The sequence below is a fragment of the Bacillota bacterium genome (assembly GCA_012837285.1).
GTDB lineage: Bacteria > Bacillota > DTU030 > DUMP01 > DUMP01 > DUNI01.
Genome location: DURJ01000149.1, coordinates 1 through 19,370 on the forward strand (window position 1 = coordinate 1; position 19,370 = coordinate 19,370).

The following is a 19,370-nucleotide window of genomic DNA, read 5'->3' on the forward strand; positions in this document are numbered from 1 at the left end:
GAATGTTCGGGTACTCTTGCCAGAGAAGCGTGTGTATGCTAAAATGAGGACGTCGACATTAACGATAACAGTGCCCGAGTGCTGGAACAGGCAGACAGGACGGTCTCAAAAACCGTTGTCCGTGAGGACGTGTCGGTTCGACCCCGACCTCGGGCACCAATTTAGCTGAACATGAGGAGACTCTTACGTTTACTGAAACGAAGGGTCTTTTTTGTTTAGCTGTTTAAGAGGTTGATTAAGAAGTCATAGGTTACAAGGCCACAGCATATACTCCGGCGAAGGCAGGAAAGGAGTGTGATGCTGTGTTAAGGCTGTTCCCAAACGCTATCAAAGTAAGGAGGTGGATAGAGTTAGGCCGGTCTACAGCCCTGGCTGGGATAATGGTGCTGATGCTGGCTTCTTCTGTTTTGGCCCATCATTCGGCATCTGCAGCGACAAAACTGGTGATAAACATTCCCAGTTATACGCTCAGTGTACTGGCCGGCGACAACGTAGTAAAAACGTATCCAGTGGCAGTGGGAAAGCCTTCCGCGCCGACGCCGGTGGGGAAGTTTCGGATAATCAGCAAGGTGGTAAATCCGACCTGGTATCCACCTGATGGCAGCAAACCGGTACCGCCTGGAGCAGACAACCCGCTGGGTCGCCGCTGGCTGGGCTTTTTGCCCAACGGCTACGGAATCCATGGAAACAACAACGCGAGTTCTATTGGCAAGGCGGTATCCTTGGGTTGTGTACGGATGCACAATGCCGATGTGGAAGAGTTGTTTGGCTGCATATCGTTGGGGACTGAACTTCAGATCAGGTACGAGACTAGCGACGTGGTGGTGGATCCTACAACCGGACAAACGCATCTGGTCTTTTACCCGGATATCTATAATCGCGGCTCCACAACAGTTGATTCGGTCAGGGAAAAGCTAAAAGCCTTTGGTTTGGCGGATTATTTTACCCGGGAATGTATTGGGGCGGCTATTGCCGGCACTAGGTCAGCTCCGGTTTTTGTTTGCCTAGGAATGAAGGTTCAAGCGGGTAAAAGAGAGCTGATTATTGAGACTGTGATTGAAAATGGGGAGACGTTGGTGGCAGCACGCCCCGTCTTAGAGGCTTTCAACCTGCCTGTGAGTTGGGATCCTCAAAGACGAGAGGTGGTATCCGGTCCGGCTGTGTTACCGGCGTACGTGAAAGCAGGGCAGTCGTTTGTACATTTAGGCGATTTAGAAAAGCAACTAGGTATTAGGAGTCATTGGTATGAACCGGAACAAATGCTGAAACTGTCTGTGTGGCTGATCACAATGGAAAAGCTGGAATTGGCCGGCGGGGCTTGGGCCGATGAGGAAGGAATTTGGTTACCCGTGGCTTCTATCACCCAAGCCTGGGAGGAAATTGCGGTAGCGACTCTGCCGGAGCGAGCAGCGGTGGTAGACAGCCAAGGCACAGAATGGCCAGGGAAACTGGTTGGTGGCGAACTTTACGTTTCTGCGGAAACTTTAACCGAAATTTTACCGGTTAATGTTATAATCTTATCGGACAAGAAGCAAATAGAAATCGTACGTACGGCCCAGACACCGCTAAACGAACAAGGCCTTGTGCCGGTGGATTCACATTCTGATATTTATTTCCAGGAGCAGGAATTTGACCCTGCCAAGTTGAATTAAGTCCCAACTGTTCTCTAGGGGGGTAGGTAAGATGGTACCGGATGAAATCTTGGTGCAGCAGTCTCGTCAAGGCGACAAGGAAGCCTTTGCCGCTTTGATGGAGCGTTACCAGGATAAGATATACAACCTTACCTATCGCCTGGTGAGTAATCCGGACGATGCGTCCGACCTTACTCAAGAAGCGTTTTATCGGGCTTTGCTGCGAATAAACAGTTTTCGGGGCGAGTCTGGTTTTGCCACCTGGTTGTACCGGATTGCCACCAATGTTTGCTACGATGAGCTGCGGGCTAGAAGGAACCGGCGAGTTGTGTCGCTGGATACTGCACCGGACGGGCCGGCGCCGGAGCTCCCAGATCAGGCGGCCGGGCCGGCTGAGATGTGTATACAGGGCGTTGTTTGGCAGCGCTTACAAGAAGCGATTGCCACCTTACCTTTGGAGCAACGGGCAACGGTGGTATTGCGTGATGTCCAGGGACTGTCTTACGAGGAAATAGCTCAGGTACTACAATGCTCGCTGGGAACCGTGAAATCTAGACTTAGCCGAGCTCGACAGGCCTTGAGGGACAAACTTATGTCAGAACGGGAACTTTTTTTCCCGGAAAACGTCTATAACGGGTAAGGAGGGGAAGAAGCATGGACTGCCGGGCAGTACGAGAAAGACTCTCTCTTTACCTGGACGGGGAACTATCTGGTTCCGAATTAAAGCTTATAGCTGAACACATTGAGACCTGCACTGCCTGCCGGGCGGAGCTTTCTTCCCTGGAACAGACGGTGGACTGGCTTCGTCGTTTAGAACCCGTGGCGATCCCATCAGGACTGAAGGACAAGATTTTGGCACGAGTGTGGGCAACTAGCGATTCGCCGCCGTTAGCTGCAACTCAACGGCTAACAATGGGCTGGCAGAGAGTTTGGAGGCGCTGGGGCCGTACTATGTCGGCAGCGGCAGCGGTGTTGATAGCGGCTGTACTGATCGGAAAAGCTGTAGTGAGCCCAGGATTGGGCCTTAAACAAGAGGCCTACTATGGAGCAGCTGGGTCTGTTGCCACCGAATCACCGGCTGCAGGCGAAGCAGCACCGGCAGACCAAAGGGCTTCAATGTATATGATGCCGGATGCTGATGTATTTACCACAAAAGAAATGGCAGAGGAAATAGATCGGGGACCAGGTGGAGCTTCGGCGGTAAATACCGAGAGAAAAATCATTCAGACGGCCCATCTTGTCTTGCTGGTTGAGAAACTGGATACGGCGGTAGATTCGATACAGGCAGCGGTGAAGGAATGTGGAGGGTTTGTTCAAAGCTCAAACATGTTCCGCCAGGACAGCGCACGCGGTGCTCATTATAGTTTGCGTATCCCAGTTGACCAATTCAACAATGTGTTGGCACAGTTGGAGACGTTAGGTGATGTGCAAAATAAAGGAACAACAGGCCAGGATGTTACCGAAGAATACGTAGATGTAGATGCACGTCGTCGCAACCTGGTTCGGCAAGAAGAACGTTTGCTTACTATATTGGACCAAGCTAAGACGGTGGAAGATATTCTTAAAGTGGAAGGCCAGCTGGAACGGGTACGAGGCGAGATAGAAGCTTTGACCGGTCGACTGCGCTACTTGGATGATCAAGTTGAATTGTCTACGGTTGATGTGGAGTTACGAGAAAGGCCGCGTTCCGTAACAACGGTGCAGATGCCTGATGAAAACGGTTTGATCGGTCGCTTGAGCCGTGCCTTTACAGGCAGCATAAACCTGTTGCTTAGCTATGTCAGCAGCGCGGTGGTATGGTCGGTAGCAGCGTTACCTTTTGTGCTGGTAGGTGTAGGTGTGGGTGCCCTCATTTGGCTGTTTTGGCGGCGCTCTCAAAACAGGTGGCGATAAGTAGAAGGATCAAACAGAAGTTGTTCCATAAGTACCCTGCCCTGCTGTGGGTAGGGTTTTTCCTTTAGGGGAAAGGATTTGTTCCTTTGATGGTGAAATACTAAAAGAATCAAGCTTTTATCTGATAAGGGGTGACCCTGTGGGTACAAAATTAATTTTGGTTGACGGAAATAGTCTTGTTCATCGGGCTTATCATGCGCTACCACCGCTGACAACTGTGTCCGGACAGCAGACCAATGCTGTCTATGGATTCACAACCATGCTTTTGAAACTTATGGAGCAAGAAGAACCGGCTTTGTTGGCGGTGGCGTTTGACAAGAGCAGGGAAACGTTCCGTACCAAGCGCTATAGCTTATACAAGGCTCAGCGCGAGCATACGCCGGAGGATCTCTCGTCACAGTTTTCTTTGGTGCGAGAGGTTTTGGTGGCTTTTGACCTGCCTTACTTTGAGCAGGAGGGCTTTGAAGCCGATGATATTATCGGCACCTTGGCGGCCAAGGGCTCTGAGGCAGGCTGGGAAGTCCTTATTGTCACCGGAGACAAGGATGCTTTGCAGTTGGTAAACGAACAGGTGAGTGTACTGCTCACCCGACGCGGAATAACCGAGCTGGAATTGCTGGATCCGACCGGAGTAGTGGCTAAGCTTGGGGTGGCACCGCCACAAGTGCCTGATTACAAAGCATTGACCGGCGATGCTTCGGACAACATTCCGGGAGTTCCCAGTATTGGACCTAAGAGAGCTGCGGCGTTGTTGCAGCAATTTGGATCGGTGGAGAATATCTATGACCGCCTAGCGGAAGTGAACGAGCGTTGGCGTCAATTACTGACGGAGTATCGGGAGCAGGTATTATTGAGCCGGGAACTGGCTACTATTTGCTGTGATGTGCCGGTGACTTGTAACTGGGATAGATGCCGGGTAGAATCACCGCAGTTTGTACAGGTAGATGCACTGTTTCGCCGATTAGAGTTTCATAGTCTATTAGAACGTATGTTTCCTCAATCGGTCCGGAAAGCTGCTGCCAGCACCGATCTGCTGCCTGACTACAGCCTTTTACAATCGGAACCGGAGGTTACCCTCTGGTTGCAGAAGACAGCGGCTGACAGATTCGGTTTCGTTCTGGATGTAGCTGATAAGCAAATAGAGGAGCCACAAGGCGTGGCTGTGGCCACCGAAACAGGAACTGCATATGTACCTTGGCAAGCAGCGGGGGCCTTAAGCTTGTTCCTGGAGAATAGCAATGTAGCCAAGGCCACTTACGATCTTAAAGCAGCCTTAAAGCTGCTGGCAGCAGGCCTTAAAGTGAGCGAACCGGTAGACGACGTGCTTTTAGCCGGATACCTTCTTAATCCAACTTTAGACGGGCGCAGCATCGACCGATTGGCCCGGGAGTATCTGGGTGTGGATTTGCCCCGAGAGCTGAAGACCGAAGATGCTTCCCCTCAGGTGCATCAAGCCTGTTTGTGTGCTCAGGCCCAGGCAGTGTTGAAATTGGTGCCTGTGCTCAGCAATCATCTTAAAGACGATAACCTGGAAGACCTTTATCGAACTGTGGAACTACCGTTGACGTATGTATTGGCCAAAATGGAGCAAACAGGCATCTGTGTGGACGAGAAAAAACTGCACGACATGGGGTTGGACATAGGAGCTCGGATGGAGGAAGTCGAACAGCAGGTATATGCTCTGGTAGAAGAGGAATTTAACTTGAATTCGCCCAAACAATTGAGTTTTATTCTGTTCGAAAAACTGGGACTGCCGGCTAAGAAAAAGACTAAGACAGGTTATTCCACCGATGCTTCTGTGTTGGATGAGTTGACCGGTGCTCATCCGGTAATTCCTTTGATTCTAGAACACCGCCAGTTGGCAAAGCTAAAATCAACTTATGTGGACGCCATGCAGAATCAAATAAATCCTGCTACTGGGCGCATCCATACCACCTTTACCCAGACAGTAACAGCTACCGGCCGTTTGAGCAGCCAAGATCCCAACCTGCAGAACATTCCCATCAGATTGGCGCTAGGGCGACGATTGCGGCAGGCATTTGGCCCCAGAAAGAGAGGATGGCAGATTGTCAGTGCCGATTATTCCCAGATAGAACTGAGGGTATTGGCTCATATGTCCCAGGACCCGGTGCTCCAACGGTCTTTTCGTTGCGGTGAAGACATCCATACTCGCACGGCAGCGGAAATTTTTGGTCTGTTACCGGAAGAAATTACTCCGGATTTGCGCAATCGGGCCAAAGCGGTAAACTTTGGGATTATCTATGGCATCAGCGACTTTGGCCTAGCTCAAAATACCGGCGTGTCGCGGGAAGAGGCCCGAGAGTATATCGACGGTTATTTTCGGCGTTATCGGGGAGTGAAGGAGTATATGAGGCGCACGGTGGAACAAGCGCGGCTCAAGGGTTATGTAACGACCTTATTGAATCGGCGCCGCTATCTCCCCGATATTACCTCACGCAACTTCACCAAGCGTTCCTTTGCTGAGCGGACGGCTCTTAACACCCCCATACAAGGGACGGCGGCAGATATCATAAAAGTGGCTATGCTCAAGGTGGCGGCGGCAATGAAGGAACAGCAACTAACCAGTAGCTTGCTTCTGCAAGTACATGACGAATTGGTGTTTGAAGCACCGCCGGAGGAAATCGAAGTTCTCTGTACCCTGATAAAAGAACACATGGAAAACGCAATGCCCCTGAACGTACCCTTGGAAGTGGACATTAAACTGGGGCCTAATTGGTATGAGGTCAGGAGGGTATAGGCGTGCCTGAGTTGCCGGAAGTTGAAACCATCAGAAGAGGTCTTAAACCTCATGTTACAGGCCAAGAAATCACGGAGGTCATTGTTTTGCGGCCCAGTCAACTGCGGAACGTTACGCCGGCAGAACTTTCCTGCCGCCTGAAAGGGAGAATCATTGAACGATTGGCGCGCCGAGGAAAATACCTACTGTTTTTTTGCAGTTCTAATCAGGTACTGGCAATTCACCTGCGAATGACTGGTCAGTTGCTGTATTATCCGTCGGGACAAGCAGTGGGAGTTCATACAAGACTGGTTCTGTGTTTGCAACTGCCGGCCCAGCTGCATTTTAGGGATGTCCGGGCTTTGGGCCAGATTACTCTTCTGACCGCCGATCAGCTGTCTAGCTGGAGACCATTATCTGTACTCGGACCGGAGCCGCTGAGCCCGGCTTTTACACTGGAGGGTTTGCAACAGGCATTGGCTTGTCGCCGAGCACCGATCAAGAACGTGCTCTTGGGACAACAAGCAGTGGCCGGTTTGGGGAATATTTATGCTGATGAAACCTTGTTTCAGGCGGGTATCAATCCGCTTCGTCCTGCTAATGTACTCTCTGTTACCGAAGTAAAAGCACTGTGGGCAGCAATTCGGCAAACACTTTTCGCCGGTATTGTCCAGGGCGGCACTTCCATCAGTAATTATGTCAATGCCCACGGTGCCCCTGGGTCTTACCAACAACAGTTGCTGGTGTACGGTCGTAAAGGGCAGAAATGTAAGCATTGTGGGTCAGAACTTGTTGGGTGTCGTTTGGCCGGCAGAAGCACTGTTTATTGTCCACACTGCCAGCCTTTAAAGGGCATAGCCCTTAAAGACTAAGGTTATTATAGAGGTGATGAGTTACACGGAATCCACAACTGTCACGGCGGCGAAAGCCAGCGCATAGACTGCTAAAGACCGCTTGAACCAGATCAAGGAGGTTGCAGTATGGCGTGGCTTTCCACTTTGGTGTTAGTGCTGGCTGTGAGTTTAGACAGTCTCGGGGTAGGCTTTGCTTACGGACTAAAGAAATTAGCCGTGCCTCCTGTTTCACTGGTACTGCTCAGTTCCGTCTCTGCCTTAGGTATGCTAATTAGTATGTTGGCCGGGCGTGGCGCAGGTCTGTTACTGGGGGAGAGAGGTCACCTTGTGGGCAGCAGCATGTTGATTCTTATGGGCTTTTTTTCTTTTCGAAGAGTACGTCAAAGTGAGCGCCGACGAATGCACTGTCGGCTGCGGCCGGAGCAGATGACAACGTTGGAAATGGTTATTAGAGTAGCAGAAGAACCTATGGAAGCGGACCTTGACTCATCGGGCGAAATCGGCGGGGCCGAGGCCTTGCTGTTGGGCATTGCACTGGCCATAGATTCTCTAGGTGCCGGCTTTGGGGCCGCACTGGTGGCTTTTTCACCGGCAACCACCTCTCTGCTGGCCGGGGTGTTAACTTGGCTTACGCTGAACCTGGGGCTATATATTGGACGACGGGTTAAACTGGCACAAGGTTCATGGGTAGATCTGGTGCCAGGAGTGCTGCTTATACTCCTCGGCGGTTGGCGTTTGTTGTAAGATGCGGCTAAATTTTCCCAATCAGCAGGGAAGAGACCTCTTGAGGACGAATAGTATCTGTTCAGGGGGAGGATGAATGTCCAGGAACAAGGCGCCAGTTATTGTCCTAACCGGGGGGATAGCCAGCGGGAAGAGTGCAGTTGCTAACATGCTAGCTGATCAGGGTGCGAAAGTGATTTCAGCTGATGAGTTGGCCCGGGAGGTTGTGAAACAAGGCACACCGGCCTGGGGTGAGATCGTCGGGGCTTTCGGCCGGTCGGTTTTGACTTCTGACGGCGGACTGAACCGACAGCGTTTGGGTACCTTGGTCTTTGCTGACAGTGAGGCCCGCCGCTGCTTGGAGAAGATTACCCATCCGCGCATCTGGGCTTTACTTGACGAAAGACTGCGGATGGCCCGAGAATCAGCATCATTGGTGGTAGCGGAAATTCCGCTCTATTTTGAAAGTGACCGACGTATTGCTGAGGCTGAGGTTTGGGTTGTATACGTGGACCAGGAGACACAGGTAAAGCGTCTAATGGAACGAGACGCCTTGACGGGAACAGAGGCCAGAGAAAGGCTACGGAGCCAACTGCCGCTTCGTTCCAAATGTAATTGGGCTGACCGGGTGATTGACAATACAGGTAGTAAGCAGGAGACTTTGGCACAAGTAAAAGAGGCTGTGGCTGCTGTAGTGGCTGCCTGGGCGGAAAAAGAGGATCGAGATTAATGTTCAGGTCTAGGTGGGCAGGTTTTTTGTTCCGGATGCTCCTGGTGAGCGTAATTGTATTGGTAGGGTTTCAAGGTGCGCTAAGGCTGCTGTTCCCTGTTCATTATCGGCCGCTACTTCAGCAATATGGCCACCGGTACAATGTGGATCCTTTGTTGCTAGCAGCTGTGATTAGGGCCGAGAGCAAGTTTTTTCCCCGGGCCAAGTCGGAGGTAGGCGCGCTGGGGCTAATGCAAATTGTTCCGGAGACCGGAGCTTGGGCAGCTGCTGAGATGGGACTAGTTGATTTTGACGTAGACAAGCTCTATGATCCTGAGGTTAATATTCATGTGGGGACTTGGTATCTGCACGGGCTGCTCGAAGAGTTTGACGGAGATATTGTACTGTCGCTGGCTGCTTACAATAGCGGGCGCGGCCACGTGCGACGCTGGCTCAAAACCAAGGATCAACAGGCCACCGAGATTAAGTTCTCGGATCTTCCCTATCCGGAGACAAGATCGTATGTGCAGAAGGTGTTAAGGAATTATTATTGGTATCAGCGGATTTATCGTTAAGAGAAGAGGTTATTAGCTGGGAAAGTCGAAATAGAAAGTGAAGGTTCCGATCCACGTCTAAGGGAGTGAAAGGGCAAATGATAGTGCAAGAAATGACTAGCTTGGAACGCGTGCGCAATTTTAAGCCTGAATCGGACCGCTTATTTCATTCTGCCACGCATGAAGAGATTCTAAGGGGAGCAACAACGGATATCTACTTTGTCCGCAGCTACGAATTACTGCATCATATGGGGCTGGGTGGAACACCGGTGATAGCCGAGGTGTTTGCTCGGCGGAGCGGTGTTTTTGTTGGAGTGGAAGACGTGAAACGGCTGCTGGCCGACAAAGACGTGAAAATGAGCTCCCTTGATGAAGGAGAAGAATTTGATAGTCGGGAAGTCATCATGCGCATTGAAGGAGCTTACGATGAGTTTGGCTTGTTTGAAACGGTCATTCTAGGTTGTATGGCCAGCCCCAGTGGGTGGGCTACAGCAGCTCGCGAATGCAAACGGGCTGCCGGTGAGACTCCTGTTTATTGCTTTGGGGCTCGTCATTTGCACCCAGCCGTGGCACCTGTAATGGAAAGAGCCGCTATTATCGGTGGCTTTGACGGCGCCAGCTGTATCTTGGCGGCTAAATTCGTTGGTTTGGAACCGGTGGGAACCGTGCCTCATGCGGTAATCCTTATCATGGGAGACACTGTACAAGTAGCCAATATCTATGATAAGGTAATGCCGCCGGATGCGCCGCGAATAGTGTTGGTGGATACGTTCCGGGACGAGGCCGAGGAAGCACTTATGGTAGCTGAAGCTTTAGGAGATCGTTTACACGGTGTGCGTTTGGATACGCCCGGAGAACGCGGCGGAGTAACAGCTGAGTTGGTCTTTGAAGTGCGCCAACGTTTGGATCAAAAAGGATTTGAACAAGTCAAGATCATGGTATCCGGAGGTTTAAACCCGGAACGTATTATTGAGCTTAAGGCGGCTGGGGCAGCAGCGTTTGGTGTGGGTAGCTATGTAACGGCAGCACCGCCCATCGATATGACCATGGATCTGAAAGTGGTGAACGGGGTACCGATAGCCAAGAGAGGGCGAATACCGGGAATAACCGATAATCCGAAACTGAAACGACAGCTATGACCTTAAGGCTGTGTATTGACATTAGAGTTACTTATGGTATAATCAAAATGTGCTCGGCGGCAGTGCTGCCGAACGGGCCGAAGTGGTGGAATTGGTAGACACGTGGTGTTCAGGGCGCCATGGGCTGCGCGCTCGTGAGGGTTCGAGTCCCTCCTTCGGCACCAACAAGAGTCGGAGTGGCGGAACCGGCAGACGCGTACGTTTGAGGGGCGTATGGGCAACCGTGGGGGTTCAAGTCCCCCCTCCGACACCACCAACAAGGGCGAATAGCTCAGCTGGGAGAGTGCCTGGATCACACCCAGGAGGCCACAGGTTCGAGCCCTGTTTCGCCCACCAATAGTGCGGAGGCGTAGTGTAGCGGTTAACATGCCTGCCTGTCACGCAGGAGATCGTGGGTTCGAATCCCATCGTCTCCGCCAATTCTATAACAATTGGTTTGCCGCGGTAGCTCAGTCGGTAGAGCAGAGGACTGAAAATCCTCGTGTCGGCAGTTCGATTCTGCCCTGCGGCACCATTTAAGCGGAAGTAGCTCAGTGGTAGAGCATCGCCTTGCCAAGGCGAGGGTCGCGAGTTCGAATCTCGTCTTCCGCTCCATTTTTATGGGTTTAAGTAGAACCGGCCAGCTCCCAAGCGGCTAGGGGCTATTTTTTTTGGGTTGGCCATGGTATAATGTCCACAGCACATGCAGCCATAAGCCTGGCCTAAACACAGGGAGCTGAGAAATATGGGCAAAGACGTGGAAGGAACGTTGTATTTGGTGCGCGAAGAGGCTCTACCTGAAGTCCTGTTAAAGACAATTCGCGCCAAGGAACTTCTTAAACGCGGCTTGTGCTCCACTGTCAATGAAGCCGTAGGGCAGGTAGGTTTGAGCCGAGCAGCCTATTATAAGTATCGTAACTATATTTTCCCCTTTTACGAACTCAGCCAGGGGAAAATTGTCACTTTGTATTTCGTATTGGAACACAAACCAGGTGTACTGTCGCAAGTCCTGGGCCGTGTTGCTCAGAGTAAGGGGAATATCTTAACAATAAATCAAGGGCTACCGCTTCAAGGATTGGCCGATGTGTCGATTTCTATCGAAACCGGAGACATGTTAGAGGACATAGAAAGATTACTGCAATCGTTAACAAGCATTGACGGTGTTCGCAAGACCAAGATCATTGGACAGGAGTAGCCTCTTGATTTTCCGGTAAAAAAAGTGTACAATAATAATTGCAGTCGGGGTATAGCTCAGCTTGGTAGAGCGCTTGCTTGGGGTGCAAGAGGCCAGCGGTTCAAATCCGCTTACTCCGACCAGTGAAATGTTTATCTGCAGCCAGATGGCTGCTTTTTTGTTTGGTATAAGTCTAAGCCCAAAGGTCAATCTTATATAAGGTAGTGATTGACCATTTGGGGTGTACGTCATGCGAATTCTGTTAGTGGTGAGATCATGTCAGGGCGGCATGAAAAATCATGTTGCTAACCTAGTTGCGGGTTTGACCGAGCAAGGGCATCAAGTATTCGTTGCCGGGGGGCAGACGGATGTTGACTGGAGGGGGGCAAATTTGCCCTTGAGCGCCAATCCAATCCAATTCTGGAGTTGTACGTACATTTTAAGCTCATTGATAACAGAATTAGCTCCAGATGTGGTTCATTTCCATGGGGCACTGGCTGCTTTATTAGCCTTGACTGTTCCCAAGGACCGAGGAAGTGTCTGGATTTACACTGCTCATAACTTCCCCGCTGGTGTAACCAGTTGTTTATGCCGAAGCAGCCAGCTAACTAAGAAGATGGATCGAGTGATAGCCGTATCAAAATCACTGGCGACGGCTCTAATTGCCCAGGGTATCCCGGAGGAAAAAATTACCGTGGTTTATAATGGTATTGACTTAGGACGATTTAAGCCTCAACCCTTTGATGTCTTTCTCAGAACGCCCCTCTTTCTTAGTATCGGGAGGTTGGTACCGGAAAAGGGGTTTACCTTTTTGCTGGAAGCCATGGCTCAGGTAAAAGCAATAGGGTGGCCGCATGTACGCTTGGTAATAGTGGGCGATGGCCCCAGTCGTTCCCAGTTAGAGAATTTGGCCCGCAGGTTAAATATCGCAGCCGCAGTTGAATTTGTCGGTCACAAGACGGAGCCCGGCAGATTGCTGGAAGAAGCGTTTGCCTTGGTTACTCCGTCGGTGCGTGAGGGCCTGGGACTGGTTAACATTGAAGCCATGGCTATGGGCCGACCTGTGATTAGCACTTGGGCCGGAGGCATTCCCGAAGTGGTGGTTCACGGAGGGACTGGATTACTGGTTCCGCCGAAAATGCCTGGTGCACTGGCCATGGCTATGATGTTTCTGCTGCAATATCCGGAAATAGCCAAACAGTTAGGGATGGCTGCAAGCGAACGAGCGCACAGCCATTTTTCTGCTGCAGCCACCACTTCCTCTACCCTGAGAGTCTACAGGGAGGCCTTAAAAGCATGACCAAACCCGGCGCTCGCGGGATCTTATACCTATGTGGGCTTGTGGTCGGGACGTTGATTGTTTCTACCGGTGCAACTTGGGCGCAGCAGAATACGAGCAGGGTATCCTTGGTTCTACTGTGTATTGACGGCCTTACTTTGTCAGATGTTACCAGCGGGCTTGTACCCCAGGTGGAGACAGTCTTTGTCCAGGGAGCTTGTGCCCTTTTAAATAACAATGTGGCCGGCGGAGCCAATCTGGCCAGCTCCTATCTAACCTTAGGCACAGGGGCCAGAGCCAAAGTTATTGACCGGCAACCGGGATACATGGCCGAGGATTACTTTCCTACCGAGGACGGTACCGCGCTCGAAGTGCTACAGCGCAGACTTGGAAACGGTCCCCCTGGAAAAGTGGTACAGCCAGGCATTGCTTCCATGGCTGCGGCCAACAACAATCTAGGCTATACAGTTGAACTGGGAGCCTTAGGTAGCGCTTTACTGGAGGCTGGTTATACTGCGGCAGTGATCGGCTGCGCTGACACTGATACGTGGGAACGGCCGCTGGTGAACATGTTTATGGACAGGAGCGGTTCAGTGCCTCATGGTTACCTCGGACCGGAACTCCTTGCCAGGGATCCAAGCGGACCATTTGGGCACTGGACATCAACTGAAAAAGTCCTGGCCGCAGTGCAGCGGTACAAAGAACGGGTGCATATTATTGCTGTTGAATGGGCGGACCTTTACCGAGTAGAGAAATACGCCCCCTATTGTGAACCGGCTGCTGCCGCGAGCATGCGAGCGGAAGCACTGAAGCGACTGGATCAATTTACAGCTTTGTTACTGGCTGAATTCAGCCCGTCAGAGAGCCTAATTATGATTATATCCCCTTCCTCAAAGGTGGAGGGTTCGGCCCGGGTCCAGGGTCTCACTCCGATAGCGGTGTGGGGTCCCGACATGGGGAGCGGGTACTTGGTTTCGCCCACCACTCGCCGCCCGGGCTTAGTGGCGAACATTGACGTGCCAGCCAGCATACTAGCCTACTTTCGTTTACCCGTATCCAACTCAATCATCGGCCGACCGATTAGTCTCGTTCCGGCCCAGAAGAAGCTGGAAGGTTTAACATCATTGGAGGTACGCGCAACTTACAGCTATGTTCAGCGACCGCTGATGCTCCGTTTGTTCATTGGCTATTTGATCGCTACGCTGGCCTTATCCATCCTGGCTACTTTACTGCACCGACGCCTGTTGAGCCATGCCGTTCAGGGTTTGCTGTTGGCCGGCATCACTCTGCCGTTAGCTTTCCTGGTGTTGCCGCTGTTACCACCTCTGTCTCCAATACTAACGGTGGCAGTGACAATGGCTATTGCTCTTTTCCCGACGGTGGCAGCTTATGGATCAATTTCTAACCGGGTTGTGTTTTGGTTGGTGGCGACGAGTACAATTATTATGTTGGTGGTAGATGTAATCGGTGAGCAAAGACTGGTGGGTTCGTCTTTGCTGGGCTATTGTTTTATTAGCGGTGCGCGTTACTATGGGCTGGGAAATGAATACATGGGAATCTTCATGGGTGCTTCGTTGGCTGCGGTGGGCCTGGTTCTGGAGCACTGGCGCCTGAAGATCCGGACCGCTCGCTCAGTTATGCTGGTGGTGGCAGTGGCCGGATCCTATTTTCTCGGTGCTAGCCGGTTGGGTGCCAATGCCGGCGGCACTCTAGCTTTTGCCGGCGGGGCGTGGGCGAGTTACTTGTGGCTCGATAGCTGTGAACTTCGCTGGCGCGAAGTGTTGCGCGGTTTGATTATGGGCTTCATTGTCCTGCTGATTCTTGTACTAGCGGACCGATACCTGGCAAAAGACAGTTCACACATAGGACAGGCGTTCGAGCTCACTAGACAACAAGGGCTGCCAGCTTTGGCCGGTATCTTTCGCCGAAAGGTCAGTATGAATTTGAAACTGGTCCGGTACTCGTTGTGGAGTCGCGTTTTGCTTATGCTTATTCTGACCTTGAGCACAGTTTTCTTTGGACCATACCGTCGTAGCCTGCGGCTACAGCGCAACAAACCGACCCTGACTGGGTGTTTGAGAGGTGCAGTGATCGCGGCCATACTGGCACTAATTGCCAACGATTCAGGAGTGGTGGCCGGAGCGACTGCATTACTTTTTCCTACCGTTTTGCTAATATTGATAGCACTGCCCTGTAGCGACAAAACTGGTGCCAAAATAAGCAAGGATTAGATATATTGCGCAATTGGCTGTAAGGATTCCCCTAAAGGCTATAATCGCTCTTGCTCATCTTGACATAACGCAATAGTCTGCTACAATCTTAGGTGATAATTATAGCTTTTTGAAGGGGAGGGCGAGAGATGAAAGCACTGGGGCGTCACATCCTGGCTGAGTTCTTTGGCTGCGACAGCGAGATTCTAAATGATGTGGGTACTGTGGAAAGCATACTGGTTGATGCAGCGTTAACTGCTGGCGCAGAAGTCCGTGAGGTGGCATTTCACCGATTTAGCCCCCAAGGGGTAAGCGGGATGGTCATTATCTCGGAGTCGCACTTGGCCATACACACCTGGCCGGAACTCGGCTATGCTGCTGTGGACGTCTTTACTTGTGGTGATGAGGTGGATCCTTGGGACGCCTATAACTATATAGTGTCTGCTTTCGGCGCGGACAAGGTGACGGCAACAGAAGTGAAGCGCGGCATTTTTCAGCTGCTGCCGGCGTGTACTTGAGTGCTTACTGACAACCCCTCGTGGCGAGGGGTTTTTTATTTTGCTGGCAACAAGGGAAGAGGTAGTTATTCCCAGGAAGATTTAATGTTAAGGAACATAACCTTGTATTAAGTTACATCCGATCGCTCTTGGGCGTAGACTGATGAAGAAGCTTCAGTATAATGCCAAAGGGGGCGGAAGGAAAAATGAAGCCCACCCCAGAACTCCTACTTCATGGGGATATTAACTTAAACATAGTAAGGGAGGCAAAGGACGACTGGCAGTTGGCTCAAGCGTATTTTACCTGGGTAGTTGAACCGGAATTGGTTGACTTCGCAATTTTTTGGGAGCGAGCCGCCCGTTTACGTTATGTCTATCTGCTCCGTTGTCTAAGAAAAGACGGCTACCGTATGAGCCGTACCGAAGTCATCGAATCGGTGTTACGGCAGGGATAATAGGCTTGTTGACAATTTGAGAAAGAGGTGATCGACAATGACAAGACTCAAAGTGGGAATTGTTTTCGGCGGGAAGTCAGGAGAGCATGAAGTTTCGCTTATGTCGGCGGCTTCGGTAATAAGATACTTGCCATCGAATAAATACGAGCCAGTTCTGATAGGGGTTACCAGAGACGGAAGATGGATTACTAACGGCAATCCTTGGGAAACACTAAGTGAGGGGCGGGATGATGATGCCGGCTGCATACCGGTTGAATTACTGGCATCTTTAGATGTGGTGTTTCCTGTAATGCATGGTACTTACGGTGAGGATGGAACCATTCAGGGATTGTTTGAAATGTGCGGGGTGCCGTACGTGGGAGCAGGGGTTTTGGGCTCAAGTGTAGGTATGGATAAGGCGATCATGAAAAGCGTATTTCGGGACCATAAATTACCCTTAGCCGGATATAAGGTAATACTACTCCCCGATTGGCTCCAAGGCCCTGATGAGATCTGCCGGGATATCATTGATTCTTTTGGTTTGCCTGTGTTCGTTAAGCCAGCCAACTTAGGCTCCAGTGTCGGTATCAGTAAAGCCAGAGATGAGAAAGAATTACGACAGTCAATCGAAGTGGCCAGTGGCTACGACCGCAAGCTTGTGGTAGAGGAGTTCATCCCGGCACGAGAAATCGAATGCTCTGTTCTGGGAAATGATGATCCGCAAGCATCAGTAGTGGGTGAGATTATTCCTCACAATGAGTACTACGACTATGAAGCCAAGTATACAGACGGCAAATCTGATTTGGTCATACCGGCACAACTGGAACCTGAGGTTGCTGATGAAGTGAGGGCCTTGGCAATAGCAGCTTTTAAAGCTGTAGATTGCTGTGGTATGGCCAGAATGGATTTCTTCTTGCATCGGATTACCGGGGAAATTATTGTTAACGAAATAAATACCATACCTGGTTTTACCAATTTTTCCATGTATCCACGCTTGTGGCAGGCCAGTGGACTTAGCTATCCTGATTTACTGGACAGACTTATTAAGCTAGCTTTGGAGCGTTATGCTGAGCGCAAACGGTTTTCGATCTCACGCAGATAGTCAACCGGCTGCTAATATCAGTGGCTAGAAGGAGAAATGATCGTTGTTACCGAATTAATATACAACCAAGGACGAGAAGCCAGCTCGAGCCTTTACTAGCAAAGGGGGAATGATACGATGAAAGACTATGCAGCGGATAAGTTGCGCAATGTAGCCCTGATTTCACATGGAGGCGCCGGCAAAACCTCCCTTACAGAAGCCCTTCTTTATACCAGCGGTGGAACCGACAGGTTGGGAAAAGTTGATGAGGGGAATACCGTTTCGGATTATGATCCCGATGAAATCAAACGCAAAATAACCATCAATGCTTCGGTTCTCCCGTGTGAATGGTCAGATTCTAAGATTAATCTGCTGGATACACCGGGCTATCCCGATTTTATCGGTGAGGTGCTAGGAGCTCTTTCCGTGGCTGACGCAGCGTTAGTGGTAGTATGCGCTGTTTCAGGCGTGGAAGTAAACACTGGCCGGATGTGGACTTTGGCTGAGAGAAGAGGCCTGCCGCGTCTTTTGTTTATTAACAAACTGGATCGCGAAAATGCCCATTTTGACCGGGTTTTAGAGCAAATCCAATCCGAGCTGTCGCCTCATGCCGTAGCAATGCAAGTTCCTATTGGCTCCGAAGCTGATTTTAAGGGTATTATTGATCTTATCACCATGAAAGCAGTTTTCTTTGAGAACGGAGGAGTTAAAGAAGGTTCCATTCCCGAAGAACTGCAGGAGCTGGCCGAAACTTATCATGAAAAAATGGTGGAGGCAGCTGCCGAAACGGACGATGATTTGACAATGAAGTACCTGGAAGGGGAGGAGCTTACCCAGGACGAGATCATACAAGGGTTACGGCACGGTACCCTTAGCGGCAAGGTGTTTCCGGTCTTGTGCGGGTCTGCCTATCTGAACAAAGGTGCAGGTTTACTGATGGATGCCATGATTCACTATCTTCCTTCACCACAGGACAGACCAGCGGTGAAAGCGACAGCACTGCCTACTAAGGAGGAAGTGTTACTGGAATGTAACGACGAACAGCCGCTAGTAGCTCAAGCCTTTAAGACAGTGGCCGATCCCTTTGTCGGCAAATTGACTTACTTCCGCGTCTACACGGGCCGCTTGTCTTCTGACGGGAGCATTTATAATGCCAACCGAGAAAAATCCGAACGAGTGGGCCAGGTATTTATTCCACGGGGTAAGGTGCAGATCCCGGTGGACGCGGTAGCAGCAGGTGACATAGGGGCCGTGGCTAAACTTCAGGAGACAAGTACCGGTGACACCTTGGGCCAGAAAGACACGCAGATAATGTTACCGGGGTTTGAGTTTTTGGCGCCATCCTACTCAGTCGCCCTGACGGCTAAATCTAAAGGCGATGAAGACAAGCTGAGTACGGGTCTGTCCAGGTTGATGGAGGAGGATCCGACCCTGACTTTGCGCAAAGATGCTGAAAGTCGCGAGTTGATCGTGTCGGGGATGGGCGATGTGCATATAGATGTGATGGTGGATAGACTGAAGCGCAAGTTCGGCGTGGAAGTCCTTACAGCAACACCCAGCGTGCCGTACCGGGAGACTTTGCGTAAACCGGTGCGAGTTGAAGGGAGGCACAAAAAGCAGACTGGGGGCCACGGACAATACGGACATGTGTGGTTGGAGATAGAACCCCTACCTGAGGGCAGTGGCTTTGTGTTTGAAGAGAAGATTTTCGGCGGTGCGGTGCCGAAACAGTACATCCCAGCGGTAGAGAAGGGTCTTCGGGAAGCCCTGCAGGAGGGAGTGTTGGCAGGCTTTCCGGTGGTAGATATAAAAACCATTCTAGTGGACGGTTCCTTCCATCCAGTAGACTCTTCCGAGATGGCTTTTAAGATTGCAGCCAGTCTGGCGTTCAAAAAGGGAGCGGAAGAGGCTGGCCCGGTTCTTCTGGAGCCCATTATGAATGTTGAAGTTACGGTACCTGATGCCTTTATGGGTGATGTTATTGGTGACTTGAATGCCAAACGGGGACGAATTCTTGGACTTGAGCCTACAGGAAGTTTTCAGGTAATCAAAGGCCAAGTTCCGCTGGCCGAGCTATTGAAGTACGCCATTGATTTACGCTCCCTGACTCAAGGGCGCGGAAGTTTCACGATGTCTTTTGACCATTATGAAGAAGTTCCTGCTCGCACAGCCGAGGCGATTGCCGCTCGGGTCAGAGAGGAAAGAGAGCAGGCTTAGTGCTGAAACCTAATTATTGCTGAGCTGTAAAAGTCACCTCCGGTCTCATCCCCTGCATAAACTACAGAGAGCTTGTTGCGCAGGGGGTGGTAGCGTGACGGATTATTGTCCTTTTCAGGTACTGTCGGAAGGAGAAGTCCATTGCGAGCTCAGCAAGGCTACGTTTTCCCCAACAGATAGCACAGCTAAATGGGCATGTGCCGGCTGTAAGATTCCGCGCGTCATGGCCAACCGCCCGTGCATTCATATTGAGCCGGTA

At 51.0% G+C, this 19,370-nt stretch carries 16 protein-coding genes and 8 tRNA genes; all 24 read left to right on the forward strand.

Annotation, left to right across the window (positions count from 1 at the left end; all coding sequences use genetic code 11):
- The first annotated feature begins 72 nt into the window (after positions 1-72).
- The 24 genes from GX016_08460 (at position 73) to fusA (ending at position 19,111) form a co-directional block, all read left to right on the forward strand.
- A tRNA-Leu gene (locus GX016_08460) sits at positions 73-159 on the forward strand.
- Between the two features lie 143 nt (positions 160-302).
- Entirely contained in the window at positions 303-1,652 is a 1,350-nt protein-coding gene (locus GX016_08465) for a L,D-transpeptidase family protein (protein ID HHT71592.1), read from the forward strand.
- A gap of 31 nt (positions 1,653-1,683) precedes the next feature.
- A complete protein-coding gene (locus GX016_08470) occupies positions 1,684-2,271 on the forward strand; it encodes a sigma-70 family RNA polymerase sigma factor (GenBank protein HHT71593.1) in 588 nt (195 codons plus the stop codon).
- A gap of 14 nt (positions 2,272-2,285) precedes the next feature.
- Positions 2,286-3,524, forward strand: coding sequence for a DUF4349 domain-containing protein (locus tag GX016_08475; GenBank protein HHT71594.1), 1,239 nt, complete (start codon positions 2,286-2,288; stop codon positions 3,522-3,524).
- Between the two features lie 154 nt (positions 3,525-3,678).
- A complete protein-coding gene (gene polA / locus GX016_08480) occupies positions 3,679-6,282 on the forward strand; it encodes a DNA polymerase I (protein ID HHT71595.1) in 2,604 nt (867 codons plus the stop codon).
- Positions 6,283-6,284: 2 nt separating this feature from the next.
- Entirely contained in the window at positions 6,285-7,133 is an 849-nt protein-coding gene (mutM, locus tag GX016_08485; GenBank protein ID HHT71596.1) for a bifunctional DNA-formamidopyrimidine glycosylase/DNA-(apurinic or apyrimidinic site) lyase, read from the forward strand.
- Between the two features lie 108 nt (positions 7,134-7,241).
- Complete coding sequence (ytaF, locus tag GX016_08490; GenBank protein HHT71597.1) at positions 7,242-7,859, forward strand: sporulation membrane protein YtaF; 618 nt, start codon at positions 7,242-7,244, stop codon at positions 7,857-7,859.
- Between the two features lie 76 nt (positions 7,860-7,935).
- Entirely contained in the window at positions 7,936-8,568 is a 633-nt protein-coding gene (locus GX016_08495; GenBank protein ID HHT71598.1) for a dephospho-CoA kinase, read from the forward strand.
- A 26-nt stretch (positions 8,569-8,594) separates the two neighbouring features.
- Complete coding sequence (locus tag GX016_08500; GenBank protein ID HHT71599.1) at positions 8,595-9,122, forward strand: lytic transglycosylase domain-containing protein; 528 nt, start codon at positions 8,595-8,597, stop codon at positions 9,120-9,122.
- A 77-nt stretch (positions 9,123-9,199) separates the two neighbouring features.
- Positions 9,200-10,240: a nicotinate phosphoribosyltransferase gene (locus tag GX016_08505; protein ID HHT71600.1), complete on the forward strand. Its 1,041-nt coding sequence runs from the start codon at positions 9,200-9,202 to the stop codon at positions 10,238-10,240.
- 76 nt (positions 10,241-10,316) lie between these two features.
- Positions 10,317-10,404: transfer RNA gene (locus GX016_08510), tRNA-Leu, on the forward strand.
- A 6-nt stretch (positions 10,405-10,410) separates the two neighbouring features.
- Positions 10,411-10,493: transfer RNA gene (locus GX016_08515), tRNA-Leu, on the forward strand.
- A 7-nt stretch (positions 10,494-10,500) separates the two neighbouring features.
- Positions 10,501-10,576 (forward strand) — tRNA-Val (locus GX016_08520).
- Positions 10,577-10,583: 7 nt separating this feature from the next.
- A tRNA-Asp gene (locus GX016_08525) sits at positions 10,584-10,659 on the forward strand.
- Positions 10,660-10,678: 19 nt separating this feature from the next.
- Positions 10,679-10,754 (forward strand) — tRNA-Phe (locus tag GX016_08530).
- A 5-nt stretch (positions 10,755-10,759) separates the two neighbouring features.
- Positions 10,760-10,834 (forward strand) — tRNA-Gly (locus tag GX016_08535).
- 130 nt (positions 10,835-10,964) lie between these two features.
- Positions 10,965-11,414 carry an ACT domain-containing protein gene (locus tag GX016_08540; protein ID HHT71601.1) on the forward strand — a complete coding sequence of 150 codons (450 nt, stop codon included), beginning with the start codon at positions 10,965-10,967 and terminating at the stop codon, positions 11,412-11,414.
- 45 nt (positions 11,415-11,459) lie between these two features.
- Positions 11,460-11,536: transfer RNA gene (locus tag GX016_08545), tRNA-Pro, on the forward strand.
- A gap of 107 nt (positions 11,537-11,643) precedes the next feature.
- Complete coding sequence (locus GX016_08550; GenBank protein HHT71602.1) at positions 11,644-12,693, forward strand: glycosyltransferase family 4 protein; 1,050 nt, start codon at positions 11,644-11,646, stop codon at positions 12,691-12,693.
- Complete coding sequence (locus tag GX016_08555; GenBank protein HHT71603.1) at positions 12,690-14,903, forward strand: hypothetical protein; 2,214 nt, start codon at positions 12,690-12,692, stop codon at positions 14,901-14,903. The genes GX016_08550 and GX016_08555 overlap by 4 nt, the downstream gene beginning before the upstream one ends.
- A 128-nt stretch (positions 14,904-15,031) precedes the next feature.
- A complete protein-coding gene (locus GX016_08560) occupies positions 15,032-15,400 on the forward strand; it encodes an S-adenosylmethionine decarboxylase proenzyme (protein HHT71604.1) in 369 nt (122 codons plus the stop codon).
- A 185-nt stretch (positions 15,401-15,585) separates the two neighbouring features.
- Positions 15,586-15,834 carry a DUF2508 family protein gene (locus GX016_08565; protein ID HHT71605.1) on the forward strand — a complete coding sequence of 83 codons (249 nt, stop codon included), beginning with the start codon at positions 15,586-15,588 and terminating at the stop codon, positions 15,832-15,834.
- Positions 15,835-15,871: 37 nt separating this feature from the next.
- Positions 15,872-16,915, forward strand: coding sequence for a D-alanine--D-alanine ligase (locus tag GX016_08570; protein HHT71606.1), 1,044 nt, complete (start codon positions 15,872-15,874; stop codon positions 16,913-16,915).
- A 117-nt stretch (positions 16,916-17,032) separates the two neighbouring features.
- On the forward strand, positions 17,033-19,111 hold the full coding sequence (gene fusA / locus GX016_08575) for an elongation factor G (GenBank protein HHT71607.1): 2,079 nt from the start codon (positions 17,033-17,035) through the stop codon (positions 19,109-19,111).
- Positions 19,112-19,370 lie beyond the last annotated feature (259 nt).